This is a genomic window from Streptomyces xanthophaeus, from assembly GCF_000725805.1.
Lineage (GTDB): Bacteria > Actinomycetota > Actinomycetes > Streptomycetales > Streptomycetaceae > Streptomyces > Streptomyces xanthophaeus.
This window is the reverse complement of the sequence record NZ_JOFT01000010.1, coordinates 103,424-116,240: the sequence shown is the minus strand read 5'-3', so window position 1 is coordinate 116,240 and position 12,817 is coordinate 103,424. Positions and strand designations below refer to the sequence as shown.

Genomic DNA, 12,817 nt, shown 5'->3' with positions numbered 1-12,817 from the left:
CTCAGCGCGGCAGCCAGAGCGGACGGTCCGTGCCCCAGCGCGACGGCCCCCGCTCCCAGTCCCCGAGGGGGCTGGCGGCGTGCCGCAGCGCCCCGTACCCCGAGCCGGCCTCCCGCAGCCACGGCCCGGGCTCGTACCCCGGCGCGGCCGGGCCCGCCGACGGGACCTCCCGGACCAGCCACGAGGCCGTTCCCGCCAGGGAACACCGCAGCACGGCGCCGCCCCCGTCCGCGAGGGCCCGCAGCACACCGGCCGCCACCAGGTACCCGGTCCCGTGGTCCAGCGCCTGCGCGGGCAGCACCCCCGGGACCCCGTCCGCCCCGGCGCACCGCGCGGAGATCCCGTACCCCGCCTGCACCAGCGAGTCGAAGCCGCGGCGGTGCGCCCAGGGGCCCTGCCGGCCCCAGGCGCAGAGCTGCGCCACCACCAGCCCCGGCCGCCGCTCCAGCAGCTCCCGCGGGCCGAGCCCGTACCGCTCCAGCGCGCCCGGCCGGTACCCCGTCACCACGACGTCGGCCTCCGCCAGCAGTCCCTCGAACACCGCCCGGCCCTCGGCGGCCCCCAGGTCCAGCAGCGCCGACCGCTTGCCGAAGCCGGTGTCGGCGTAGGCGTCGTCCGACTCCGGCAGCCCGGGCGCATCGATGCGCAGCACGTCCGCCCCGAGCAGCCCGAGGGTGCGGGTGGCCACCGGCCCCGCGATGACGCGGGTCAGGTCCAGTACGCGCACCCCGGCCGCGGGGCGCCCCTGCGGAGCCGGCCCGAGCTCCCGGCCCCGCCGCCCGGGCTCCCGTACCCGCTCGACGAGCGGCTGCGGGTCCCCGTACTCCCCCGCGACCGCGACGGCCAGCCCGCCCTCCCCGTACGCGCGCTCCTGGACCTCCACGGCCGTCAGCCGGGCCACGGCCTCCCGCAGGCCCTCGGGCGACGCCGGACCCAGCCCCAGCGCCCGGACGAGCGCCTCCTCGTGGTGCGGGTAGTTGGCGTGGGTCCGCACCCATCCGTCCGCGGTCCGCCAGAACCCGGACAGCGGGGCGAAGTTCACCGGTGCACGCCCCTGGACGCGCAGATGACGTTCACTCAAGAAGGCCGTCGTCACTGCCGCTTCGTCCACCGCGAGGGGCTGCACGTCGTCCACGCCGCCCCCGGCCCGCACCGCGGCGAGCTCGGCCGCGGCCAGCGCGCACACGCCCACCGTCGCCCGGGCCAATTCCCGTACGGGAAGCGGCCCTTCCCCTAGTCCGCCGGCCCCTGCATACCGCACCCGGCCGACCGCGTCCGCCGCCCCGCCGAGCGCCTCCCACGCCTGTGCCGTCGCCTGATCGCCCGCACCACTGATCGTCATGGGCCCATTCTCGGCCCTCCGGCGACCTCGACTAAGGTACGGACGCAAATGTGTTCGTATTCGCGTTCGCGCACGGGGGTAACCACGCATGGCCGACGACAAACTGCCCGAACCGTCCCAGCTGCCGCTGACCCCGGACGAGCTCAAGAGACACAACTCCGAGTGGGCGGGCGGCGTCACCAAGGCCCCCTCCCCGGACAGTTACCGGGACCCGCTGGAACCCGTCCCGTTGACACCCGCTTCGCCCTACTTCCAGCAGCCGCCCTCGCTCGGACACCAGCCCTTCGCGCCGACCCCCGCACCCGGAGGCCTGCCCCAGGACCGCCTCAAGATCGAACCCGGGGTCCTCAACACGGCGGCGGGCAAGGCGGACGAGATCCACACCGCCTTCACCAAGCCCGCGGCAGCGCTGGAGGAGCACGCGCAGGCGGCGGTGGCGGCGATGGCGGGCTGGGAGTCGGCCAAGAGCATCCGCACCGCTCAAGTGCAGTGGGAGAAGCAGGCCGGAGCCGTCGCGGGGTGGCTCGCGCACATCGCCGAGAGCCTGCGCATCGGGGCCCGCGACTACCACAAGACCAACGCCGAGATCGAGCAGTCCTTCCGCGGCCTGAAGCGGCGTTCGCTGCTGGAGGGGCTCTGATGACCACCTTCTACCAGGAGATCCTGGACACCGACCTCGGACCGCTGGAGAAGCTCGTCACCCAGTGGCGCACCACGCACGAGGCCCTCACCAAGCTCCCCAAGCGCGTCCACGACGAGATGCTCACCCCCCTGCGGGACAAGGGCTACTGGGAGGGCGCCGCGGCCCCGTACGCCTGGCGGATGATCGACGACATCGAGCGCCAGATCGAGTCGGCCGCCAAGGTCGCAAAGGCGGCGCTCGGGGTGACGGAGGACGCCCTCGGCGACTTCAAGGCGGTGAAGAAGGACCTCCAGGACGCCGTCAAGCGCATCCAGGCGTCGGGGGTCTTCATCCAGGCCAGCGGCGAGGTGTCCACCACCGTCTTCGACGGCCAGTGCAAGGTGATCGAGAAGGACTCCCCCGAGGCCAAGGCCATCGAGGGGGCCCAGCGGGACATCAACGCCATCGTGAAGCGCGGCATCGTCGCCGACCGCAACATGGCGTTCGCGCTGATGTCCGACGTCGGGCTCGGCCAGTGGTTCAACGCCAGCCCGCAGCACAGCAACATCGACTCGACCGACACGATCTCCCACGCGGACTACAACGCCTACAACCTGGCGATGCAGGGGAAGGACCCCTACCCGGACAGGAAGGACGAAGGCGCGTACTCCCTGGGCCTGGACTACGGCACCGGGAACGGGCCGCGCGACCGCGAGTACCACGACGGCGACAAGATCACCGAGCTCATCAAGAAGAGCGTCAGCATGGACCAGCTGCGGGCCGACACCCTCGCCGAGTGGCGGGACAAGGGACAGCAGGAAGGCACCGTCAGCTACTCGATCTCCAAGGACGGGAAGCTCGCCGCGCTCGGCAAGCTCGCCACGACCGACCTGCCGGCCATCATCTCCAACGACGAGAAGCACCTGGGCGAGGCCTTCGTGGGCTCGTACTCCCTCGGCTACAACGTGAAGGGCCAGGACCCCGACGGCTCCCTGGTCGTCGAGTACACGCTGGAGAACGACACCTCCAACGCCTCGCTCCTCCACTACATGGGCTACTTCGAGTGGCTGGAGAAGACGAACCGCGAGGAGGGCGTCCTGTCCACCATCCACCAGACGATGACCTGGACCGAGCGCATCCCGGCAGACGGAAGGTAGTCCCGTGCCCCGACGATCACACCGCATCCGGCGCACCGCAGCCGCCCTGGCCGTCCTCGCCGGCTCCCTCACGGCCTGCAGTGCGGACACCTTCGAACGCTGCGTCCCCGAGGAATCGACGACGGCCGGAGCCGTCCAGCTCCCCGGCACCTACGAGGGGGCCCTCAAGGCGAAGGGCGTCCGGCTCACCCTCGCCACCGCCTCCGGAGGCGAGGGGGCCGGCACCCTCACCGCCGAGAACTGGCCCACGGGCAGCGCCCACGAGACGACCCTGGGCAAGACCTTCAGCGGCTCCGGCACCTGGGAGGTCGAGACGGACAACTCCCCCAACCGCCGACGCGTGGTCCGCCTTCACTTCGACAAGCCGGAACTCTTCCTGCCGGGCGACACCGTGGACAAGCTCTCCATCGGCATCGACGCCGAGCGGACCTTCGTCTACACCAACCCCGACCCCGAGATCTGCCCGAAGTTCCGCCTGAAGCTCCAGCCGGCCACCTGACCCACCACGGGCCGCCGCCCCCACCGCGCGGCGGCCCGTGACACCGGGTCAGGTCCGTGCCGTGACCCCACAAACGCCGAGATCCCGCCCGGTCTTTCGACCGGGCGGGATCTCGTGACGTCCACGAGAGCTACTCGCGAACTGTCGTCTGTGGACCTGTGGGGATTTGAACCCCAGACCCCCTCGATGCGAACGAGGTGCGCTACCAGACTGCGCCACAGGCCCTTGCGACGTGTGAAACATTAGCATCCCCGCGCGGGTGCTCCAAAACGGGTATCGGGGAGCGTCCGCGCAGGTCACCGATCATTCGTTCGCGGCCCGCGGGCGCTCGTCGCTCTCGTACTGGTCGAACAGCGGCGTGCGGCCCCGCTCCCGGCCCCGGGGCCGGGGCGTCGTGGGCTGGGGCTTCGGCTCCGGTGCGGGCGGCTGGGGCTGGGCGCGCAGGCGCGGCTCCGTGGGCTCGGCCGTGCTGGAACGGGTCGAGCTCCAGGCGTCGGGGGCCGCGGGGCCGGTGGCCCGCGGGGCGACCGGGGCCGTCACGTATGTCGGCAGCGGCACCGGGACCGGCTCCCAGCTGTCGCCGCGGGCGGGACCGCGTTCGCGCTCGCGCTGCTGGTCCACCCACTCGGCATGGTCGGTCTGCTCGACCAGCGCCCGGCGGCCCGCCTCCTGGGGGGAGACCGGTGGCGCAGGGTCCGGTTCACTGCCCGCCGCGGCCTCCGGCTCACGGCGCCGCGGGCGGTTCTCGCGCAGGTGCCGCGCGGCCGCCTCGGCGCGCCGCCGGTCCATGGTGAACTCGTAGCGCCGCCGCTCCTGGACGCGCAGGTGGACGATGTACGAGCTCAGCAGGAGGGCCGGTACGGCCGGGGCCCACAGGTAGCCGAGTCCACCGACCGCGGCGACGACCGCGCCGAGGGTGAAGACCAGGAAGAGGAGCGCGGTGGTGCGCCGTCGCCGGGCGAGGACCTGGAGGCGCTGCTCGCGCCGGGCCCGCTCCGCCCGCTGCTCCCGGCCCGGGGCGGCCGGTCTCGGCTGCTCCGTCCGGGTCGGGGGCACGACGAAGGCCCGGGCGTCGGCGTCCACGGAATCAACCGTTTCCGTGACCGCGTCCGGGTCCGAGCGGGGCTCGGGATCCGACTCCTCGGCACCGCGCTCACGCAGCCCCTTGGCGTAACGGCGCTCCATTCCCGCCCGGCCGGAAAGCAGCCGAATGGCAGTGGAGAAGCGTTCCGTCGGACGGGCTTCGTTCAGCTCGTCCTGCCTCCGGAGCCACATGGGCACCAAGTAGGCGGCCCAGGCCCCGACAATGACTGCGTAGATGAGGCCGCTGCTGCTCACACCTCACACCGTAGAGGGGCGCGGCCGAGGGGATCGGCCAATTGGGCCGGTGTGTCGCACGATCTCGCTGATATCACGGACTTTTTTTGTGATTCTTCGGATCAGGTTATGGGCGAATCGGCTCGCCCGGCCCTGAATTCGAACTGGCTTTCGTATTTCATTTCGGGGGGATCTCGGGGTGCCGCGAGCGGTGCCAGCGGCGCAGCAGCCCCTCCGGGACCTCCTCCACGGTGACGGCGTAGACCAGATGGTCGCGCCAGGCCCCGTCGATGTGCAGGTAGCGCGGACGCAGCCCCTCCTCGCGCAGGCCCAGCTTCTCCACGACCCGGCGGCTCGGTCCGTTCTCCGGCCGGATGCACACCTCGATCCGGTGCAGCCCGACCTTGCCGAAGCAGTGGTCGACGGCGAGGGCGACGGCCGTCGGCATCACGCCGCGGCCGGCCACCTCGCGGTCCACCCAGTAGCCGATGTGGCCCGCGCACATCGAGCCCCAGGTGATCCCGGCGACCGTCAGCTGGCCGACCAGCCTGCCCTCGTACTCGATGACGAAGGGCAGCATCCGGCCCGCGTTCGCCTCGGCCCGCAGGTGACGGACCATCTGGCGGTACGTCGGCCGGTGGATCACCGGGCCCCACGGTGCGGGCGGCGGGATCGTGGCCTCCCACGGCCGCAGCCACTCGCGGTTGCGGCGGTTGACCTCGCGCCAGGCGCGCTGGTCCCGCAGCTTTATCGGCCGGAGCGTGACGGGGCCGTCCGCCAGGACCACCGGCCAGGAGGGGCCGTTCAGCTCGCGCTCCCGGAAGGATCCGCCGGTCTGGGGTGGTCGCCGCCGCGGATCTGGTCCACCGCGTGCAGGAGCAGGCGGGACAGGACCGCGAGGCCGTCGCGGACACCGCCCGTGGAACCCGGCAGGTTGACGATCAGGGTGCGCCCGGCGACGCCCGCGAGCCCCCGCGACAGGGCCGCGGTCGGCACCTTCGCCAGGCCTTCGGCGCGGATGGCCTGCGGGATGCCCGGGATCTCGTAGTCCAGGACCTTCGCCGTGGCGTCGGGGGTGCGGTCCGTCGGCGAGATGCCGGTGCCGCCGGTGGTCAGGATGACGTCGTACCCGGCCGCCACGCCCTCGCGCAGCGCCTGCCCCACGGGATCGCCGTCCGGTACGACCAGCGGGCCGTCCACGCCGAACCCGAGCTTCTCCAGGGCCTCGGCCAGCAGCGGGCCGCCCTTGTCCGCGTACACGCCCTGCGAGGCCCGGTTGGAGGCCGTGACCACCAGGGCGCGCAGCGCGGGGGCCGCGGCGGCCTCGGGCGGCCCGGCCGCCCAGGCCTCGCCGGTCGCCGGGTGGTGGCTGTGGACCTCGCCGCCGCGCGGGGCGTTCACGAGCGCGCCCAGTCGCCGGACTTCCCGCCGGTCTTCTCCTCCACCCGGACGTCGGTGATGACGGCGCCCTTGTCGACGGCCTTCACCATGTCGATCACGGTGAGCCCGGCGACCGCGACGGCGGTCAGCGCCTCCATCTCGACGCCCGTGCGGTCGGCCGTCTTCACCGTGGCGAGGATCTCGACGGCGTCGTCGGCGACCGACAGGTCCACCTTCACCCCGGAGACCGCCAGCGGGTGGCACAGCGGGATCAGGTCGGGGGTCTTCTTCGCGCCCATGATCCCGGCGATCCGCGCGGTGGCGAGGGCGTCGCCCTTGGGGACGCCCTCGCCGCGCAGCAGCTCGATCACCCGGGGGGACACGAGTACACGTCCGCTGGCCCGCGCCGTACGGGTGGTGACGTCCTTCTCGGAGACGTCGACCATCCGGGCCGCGCCGGCCTCGTCGATGTGGGTCAGCCTGCTCTGCGTACTCATGATCTGCGCGCCGCTTCCGTCCGGGCCCCCGAGGGGCCTGTGTGGTGCAACACGCTACCCGCACCGGCCCGACTTCAGCCGAGCAGGACCACTTCCAGCTCGGCCCCGGGCTCCACCGAGGTGACGTCCTCCGGGACCACCATGAGGGAGTCGGCGTGGGCCAGTGCGGCGATCAGGTGCGAGCCCGATCCGCCGACCGGGCTGACCGTGCCGCTCTGCGCGTCGTACTTGCCGCGCAGGAACTGGCGGCGGCCGGCCGGGGAGCCGATCGCCTTGTCGGCCTTCAGCACCGCCCGCACGCTCGGCCGGCTGACCTCGGACTCGGGCAGGCCCATGAGCGCCCGGATCGCGGGGCGCACGAACAGCTCGAAGGAGACGTAGGAGGAGACCGGATTGCCGGGCAGCGCCAGCAGCGGGGTGTGGTCCGGGCCGATGGCGCCGAAGCCCTGCGGCTTGCCGGGCTGCATGGCGAGCTTGCGGAAGTCGATTCCGGCGCCGTCCACCTCGTCGTCGCCGGTGGAGACCGCGGTCAGCGCCTCCTTGACCACGTCGTACGCACCCACGCTGACCCCGCCGGTGGTGACCAGCAGGTCGGCCCGGATCAGCTGGTCCTCGATGGTGGAGCGCAGGGTGTCGGCGTCGTCGGCGACGGCTCCGACCCGGTAGGCGATGGCTCCGGCGTCCCGCGCGGCCGCGGCCAGCGCGAAGCTGTTGGAGTCGTAGATGGTTCCCGCGGCCAGGGCCTCGCCGGGCTGCACCAGCTCGCTGCCGGTGGACAGGACGACCACGCGCGGACGGGGGCGCACCCGGACGGTACCGCGCCCGATGGCTGCCAGCAGGGCGATCTGCGGCGGCCCGAGGACGGTGCCCGCGGCGAGCGCGAGGTCCCCGGCCTGTACGTCGCTGCCGCGCGAGCGGACGTGCGCCCGCGCCTCGGCCGCGCGGTGCACCCGAACCTCGCCGGCCGCGCCCTCGGGGGCCGCGCTGGCCGGGGTCATCCCGCAGGCCGCGCCTGCGCCCGTCCCGCCGTCGGTCCACTCGACCGGGACGACGGCTTCCGCACCGGGCGGCAGCGGGGCGCCGGTCATGATGCGGGCAGCCTGGCCGGGGCCCACGGTGGGCAGCTCGCCGCTCCCCGCCGCGATGTCCCCGATGACCGTCAGCACCGCGGGGAACTCCTCGCTCGCGCCCTGGACGTCGGCCGTGCGGACGGCGTAGCCGTCCATGGAGCTGTTGTCGAAGGGCGGCAGGGCGACGGGCACCGTGACGTCCTCGACCAGGACGCAGCCCTGGGCGTCCAGCAGCTGGAGCTCGATGGGCTCCAGCGGCCGGACCGTGGCGAGGATGTCCGCGAGGTGCTCGTCCACCGACCACAGGCGCTGCTCGCCCTGGTGCCGGCCGGTGTCCTGCGGTGCGGAACTGCTCAAGGTGCTACATCTCCTCCGTGACGTAACGGTGAAGCCAGGTGCGGAACTCCGGGCCCAGGTCCTCACGCTCGCACGCGAGGCGGACGATGGCCCGCAGGTAGTCCCCGCGGTCCCCGGTGTCGTAGCGGCGGCCCCGGAAGACCACGCCGTGCACCGGGCCGCCGATGCTCTCGTCGGCGGCCAGCTTCTGCAGGGCGTCGGTGAGCTGGATCTCCCCACCGCGGCCCGGCTCGGTCTCCCGCAGTATGTCGAAGATCGCGGGGTTGAGGACATAGCGTCCGATGACCGCGTAGTTACTGGGTGCGTCCGCCGCGTCCGGCTTCTCGACGAGTCCGGTGATCCGGACCACGTCCTGCTCGTCGGTGGCCTCCACCGCGGCGCAGCCGTACAGGTGCACGTTGGCCGGGTCCACCTCCATCAGGGCGATGACGGTGCCGCCGGTGCGGGCGTAGATGTCGGCCATCTGACGCAGCAGCGGGTCGCGGGGGTCGATGAGGTCGTCGCCGAGCAGGACGGCGAAGGGCTCGCGGCCCACGTGCGGCTCGGCGCAGAGCACGGCGTGGCCGAGGCCACGCGGGTCGCCCTGGCGGACGTAGTGCATGGTGGCCAGGTCGCTGGATTCCTGGACCTTCTTGAGCCGGTCGTCGTCACCCTTGGCGATGAGGGCGGACTCCAGCTCGTAGTTCCGGTCGAAGTGGTCCTCCAGCGCACGCTTGTTACGCCCAGTGATCATGAGCACGTCGTCGAGCCCGGCTCCCACGGCTTCCTCGACCACGTACTGGATGGCCGGCTTGTCCACGACCGGGAGCATTTCCTTCGGGGTCGCCTTGGTCGCCGGGAGGAAGCGAGTGCCGAGGCCCGCGGCCGGAATCACGGCCTTCTTGATCACGGGGTGCAACATAGTCATGCCCAGAACGATAGTGGGTCCGGCTGAGCGCCAAGCGAGATCGTAGTAGGTAGGTCCGCTTATGTGCCGATTTAACGAGGATATTTGAATCCGCTGTGACTGATAATCCTTCTTCCGCTTCTGCGAAGGCCGGGCTGCGCCGGGAACTCCTCGCCGCACGCCGGGCCTTGTCCCCCGAAACCTGCCGCGCCGCGGCCGAGGCGCTCGCCGCCTCGGCCCTCGCACTGCCCGAACTGGCCGGTGCGCACACCGTGGCGGCGTACGTCTCCGTGGGCACCGAGCCCGGCACCCGCGCGCTGCTCGACGCCCTGCGGGCGGCCGGCAAGCGCGTGCTGCTGCCCCTGCTGCTGCCCGACAACGACCTCGACTGGGCCCTGTACGAGGGTCCGCAGAGCCTCGCCGAGACCGCCCACCCGGGGAAGATGCGGCTGTGGGAGCCCACCGGACCCGCGCTCGGGCCGGAGGCGGTGACCGATGCCGGGGCCGTCCTGCTGCCCGGACTCGCGGTGGACGGGCGCGGCATGCGGCTGGGCCGGGGCGGGGGCTCGTACGACCGGGTGCTGGCGCGGCTGGAGCGGGCCGGGAGCGATGCCGCGCTCGTCGTGCTCCTCTACGACGACGAGGTGGTCGCGCGGGTCCCGGAGGAACCGCACGACCACCCCGTCAGGGCGGTGGCCACCCCGTCGGGGGTGGTCCGCTTCAGCTCATGAACCGGCCGGCTTGAGGGTCAGGGTGTCGGTGGTCGCCTTGTCGACGGCCTCCTTGCCGAAGGGCCACTCCAGCAGTTCGCCCTTGGCCCACATCGTGGTCTGGTCCGTGTAGTTGCCGTTGTAGGCGTGGCCCGAGGCGCCGGTCAGGTTGATCCAGCGCGACTTGTCCAGGTCGTTGAGGTTGACGACCATGCGCATCGACGGCACCCAGGTGACCCCGTACCCGCCGGCCGCGTTCCAGCCGGTCGCGTTGACGGTGGCCTCGCCGCCGCCCAGGTTCCACGGGCCGCGGTTGAGGAGCCACTGCATGAAGCCGGGGCCCTCGGTGCCGATCGTCTGGTTCTTCAGCGTCAGCTGGTGCAGGCGGCCCCAGCTCCAGGTGGACTGGTCCTTGCCGAGCTTGGCGGTGAGCTCCCAGCGGGCGTCCTCCATGGCCCGTGCGAACAGCTCGTCGCGGGTGGTGGTGGCCGGCTTGGTGCGCAGGGCGGGCGACTGCCACCAGGGCGACTTCTCGTCCTTGACCAGGCGTCGGACCACCTCGAACCAGCGGTCGCCGCCGTCGGGCTGCGCCGATTCCCCGTCGCGGGTGCCGCATTCGCGGACCACCTCGGCGAGTTCGTCGGCGGGGCCGCTGCTGTCGGCGGGGACGTTCACGCAGCTGTCCTCGGTGCGCAGCTCCTTGGGCATCTTGTCGCCGAAGCCCAGCTTGAGGATGTTGCGCCAGACCGCGTTGAAGTAGGCGGCGGCCGCCGAGTCGGGCTCCTGGGTGTAGTTCCAGCCCTCCAGGAGCTTCTGCGCGGAGCGCACGTCCGGGTCGGAGACCTGGATCTTGGCCAGCATCGGGGTCAGCAGCGCGGCGATCTCGCTGCTGTTGTCCATCTGCATGGTGCGCATGTCGTCGGTGGAGATCTTGCCGCTGTCCTTGATCTTCGCCTCGATGAGGTCGTTGATCCGCTGGCTGCGGGCTCCGTAGCCCCAGTCGGTGGTCAGCAGGTACGGGTACTTGCCCGCGCCGGTCCCGGACTCCACCACGGCCTGGTTGGCGGTGACGATGTAGCCGCGGGACGGGTTGAGGTCCCAGGGGAGCTCGTTCTGCGGGATGTAGCCGGCGTTGCCGTCCTTGCCGCCCTTCCAGGCGAACTTGGAGTCCCAGCCGGGGGCGGGCATGCGGCCGTCGTGGCCCTGGTTGCGGACCGGGATGCGGCCGGGGGCCTGGTAGCCGATGTTGCCGGAGACGCCCTTGTTGTCGGCGTAGATCAGGTTCTGCGAGGGGACCTCGAAGTCGGCGGCCGCGGCGCGGAAGGCGTTGAAGTCCTTCGCCCGGTTGATCTTGAAGACCGCGTCCATCGACTTGCCGGGGTCCAGGGCCGTCCAGCGCAGGGCGACGGCGTAGCCGCTGCCGCGGTCCGGGGCGGAGCTGGCGACGGGGGCGCGGGTGCCGACCGTACCGAGCTCGTCGCTGCGGTCGGAGACCAGCGGACCGTTGTTGGTGATCCGGACGGTCATCTTCTTGCTGGCGCCGCCCGCGACCTTGATGACCTCTTCGCGGGTCTCGAAGGGGAGCACCTTGCCGTCGTAGACGTAGCCCTCGGGCTTGACCTGCTCCAGGTAGAGGTCGGTGACGTCGGCGCCGAGGTTGGTCATGCCCCAGGCGATGTCGGCGTTGTGGCCGATGACCACGCCGGGCATGCCGGAGAAGGTGTAGCCCGCCACGTCGTACTGGCACTCGGGCGAGGCCGTGCGGCAGTGCAGGCCCATCTGGTACCAGACCGAGGGCAGCTGCGGGGACAGGTGCGGGTCGTTCGCGAGCAGCGGCTTGCCGGTGGTCGTGTAGCGGCCCGAGATCACCCAGGAGTTCGAGCCGATGCCGCTGCCGTTGGGGCCGAGGATCGCGGGGATCTCGTCGAGGGTCTCGGAGAGGGCGGACAGCTGGGTGCGCAGGCCGGCCGTGGCGCCCTGGGCGGACGCGTTCCCGGCGAGGCCGTTGCCGGTGCCGGAGCCGTTGCCGGAGCCGTTGCCCGGGCTGCTGCCGTTGCCGGTGCCGGTGGCCGCGCCCTGGGGTGCGTACTTCCCGCCGTCGACCTTGCCGCCCTCGACGATCGGCTTGTTCCGGTCGAAGGGGTACGGCGGGTACAGCTCGTCGATCTGGGCCTGCGTGAGCTTGGTGGACATCAGCGCGCGGTCGATCTCGTCCTGCATGTTGCCGCGCAGGTCCCAGGCCATCGCCTTGAGCCAGGCCACCGAGTCCACCGGCGACCACTGCTCGGGCTGGTAGCCGTCGCTGAGCTTGAGGGCGGCGTGCTCGACGGAGAGGTCCTTGCCGGACTTCCCCTTCAGGTACGCGTTGACCCCGTCGGCGTAGGCCTGGAGGTACTTCTTCGTCTCGTCCGAGAGCTTCTTGTCGTACTCGGCCTGGGCGACCTGGCGCCAGCCCAGCGTGCGCAGGAAGGCGTCGGTCTCGACCTGGCCGGAGCCGAACATCTCCGAGAGCCGGCCGGAGGTCATGTGGCGGCGTACGTCCATCTCCCAGAAGCGGTCCTGGGCGTGCACGAAGCCCTGCGCGCGGAAGAGGTCCGCGTCGTTGTCCGCGTAGAGCTGGGGGATGCCGTTGGCATCACGCTTGACGTCGACGGTCCCGGTCAGGCCCGGCACCTTCAGGGAGCCGGTCGTCTGGGGGAAGGAGGCGCGCACGCTGTCCACGCCCCAGTACGCCCCGTAGCCGAGGCCCGCGAGGAGAGCCAGGACCAGGACGAGCACGATCAGACGGGCGCGTCGTCCCTTCTTCTTGGCGGGAGGAGCGGATTCGTTGGCGGGCATCGCTGTCCTTAGAGGGGCAGGGTGGTCCTGGGAGTGCTGGGAGCAACCATAGGCGCAGGACCCCAGTCGTTGATCCGCCAGGGGTGGAGCTGACGAGGACAGGGCCGAACAGGCGTTTCACAATGTGGGTATCGCGTCAAGA

The 12,817-nt window shown here is 71.9% G+C and carries 12 protein-coding genes and 1 tRNA gene; 4 read left to right on the top strand and 9 right to left on the bottom strand.

Features of this window, described 5'->3' with window-relative positions; translation table 11 throughout:
• Position 1 precedes the first annotated feature (1 nt).
• Positions 2-1,342, bottom strand: coding sequence for a CoA transferase (locus tag IO30_RS0102885; RefSeq protein ID WP_078904499.1), 1,341 nt, complete (start codon positions 1,340-1,342; stop codon positions 2-4).
• Positions 1,343-1,430: 88 nt separating this feature from the next.
• Between IO30_RS0102885 and IO30_RS0102880 the strand changes: the two genes are divergently transcribed.
• Genes IO30_RS0102880 through IO30_RS0102870 form a run of 3 tightly spaced genes read left to right on the top strand, consistent with a single transcriptional unit; the run spans position 1,431 to position 3,620 of the window.
• Positions 1,431-1,982, top strand: a complete 552-nt coding sequence (locus IO30_RS0102880) for a WXG100 family type VII secretion target (protein WP_031138903.1) — start codon at positions 1,431-1,433, stop codon at positions 1,980-1,982.
• Positions 1,982-3,121: a hypothetical protein gene (locus tag IO30_RS0102875; protein ID WP_031138901.1), complete on the top strand. Its 1,140-nt coding sequence runs from the start codon at positions 1,982-1,984 to the stop codon at positions 3,119-3,121. The genes IO30_RS0102880 and IO30_RS0102875 overlap by 1 nt, the downstream gene beginning before the upstream one ends.
• 4 nt (positions 3,122-3,125) lie before the next feature.
• Entirely contained in the window at positions 3,126-3,620 is a 495-nt protein-coding gene (locus tag IO30_RS0102870; RefSeq protein ID WP_031138899.1) for a hypothetical protein, read from the top strand.
• Between the two features lie 151 nt (positions 3,621-3,771).
• On the opposite strand, the gene IO30_RS0102865 is transcribed toward IO30_RS0102870, so the two are convergent.
• The 7 genes from IO30_RS0102865 to galU form a co-directional block, all read right to left on the bottom strand.
• Positions 3,772-3,845, bottom strand: a tRNA-Ala gene (locus IO30_RS0102865).
• A 78-nt stretch (positions 3,846-3,923) separates the two neighbouring features.
• Positions 3,924-4,958 (bottom strand): divisome protein SepX/GlpR, encoded by a 1,035-nt coding sequence (gene sepX / locus IO30_RS0102860; RefSeq protein ID WP_031138897.1) that lies wholly within the window; start codon positions 4,956-4,958, stop codon positions 3,924-3,926.
• A gap of 157 nt (positions 4,959-5,115) precedes the next feature.
• Positions 5,116-5,724 (bottom strand): GNAT family N-acetyltransferase, encoded by a 609-nt coding sequence (locus tag IO30_RS0102855; protein ID WP_031138895.1) that lies wholly within the window; start codon positions 5,722-5,724, stop codon positions 5,116-5,118.
• 17 nt (positions 5,725-5,741) lie between these two features.
• Complete coding sequence (locus IO30_RS0102850; protein ID WP_031138894.1) at positions 5,742-6,242, bottom strand: MogA/MoaB family molybdenum cofactor biosynthesis protein; 501 nt, start codon at positions 6,240-6,242, stop codon at positions 5,742-5,744.
• A gap of 92 nt (positions 6,243-6,334) precedes the next feature.
• Positions 6,335-6,814, bottom strand: coding sequence for a cyclic pyranopterin monophosphate synthase MoaC (gene moaC / locus IO30_RS0102845; RefSeq protein WP_031138892.1), 480 nt, complete (start codon positions 6,812-6,814; stop codon positions 6,335-6,337).
• 74 nt (positions 6,815-6,888) lie between these two features.
• On the bottom strand, positions 6,889-8,241 hold the full coding sequence (gene glp / locus IO30_RS0102840; protein WP_051859476.1) for a molybdotransferase-like divisome protein Glp: 1,353 nt from the start codon (positions 8,239-8,241) through the stop codon (positions 6,889-6,891).
• 4 nt (positions 8,242-8,245) lie between these two features.
• Positions 8,246-9,148 carry a UTP--glucose-1-phosphate uridylyltransferase GalU gene (gene galU / locus IO30_RS0102835; protein ID WP_031138888.1) on the bottom strand — a complete coding sequence of 301 codons (903 nt, stop codon included), beginning with the start codon at positions 9,146-9,148 and terminating at the stop codon, positions 8,246-8,248.
• A gap of 95 nt (positions 9,149-9,243) precedes the next feature.
• Between galU and IO30_RS0102830 the strand changes: the two genes are divergently transcribed.
• A complete protein-coding gene (locus IO30_RS0102830) occupies positions 9,244-9,858 on the top strand; it encodes a 5-formyltetrahydrofolate cyclo-ligase (RefSeq protein WP_078904134.1) in 615 nt (204 codons plus the stop codon).
• Here IO30_RS0102830 and IO30_RS0102825 read toward each other — a convergent pair.
• A complete protein-coding gene (locus IO30_RS0102825; RefSeq protein WP_031138885.1) occupies positions 9,853-12,675 on the bottom strand; it encodes a penicillin acylase family protein in 2,823 nt (940 codons plus the stop codon). The genes IO30_RS0102830 and IO30_RS0102825 overlap by 6 nt on opposite strands.
• Positions 12,676-12,817 lie beyond the last annotated feature (142 nt).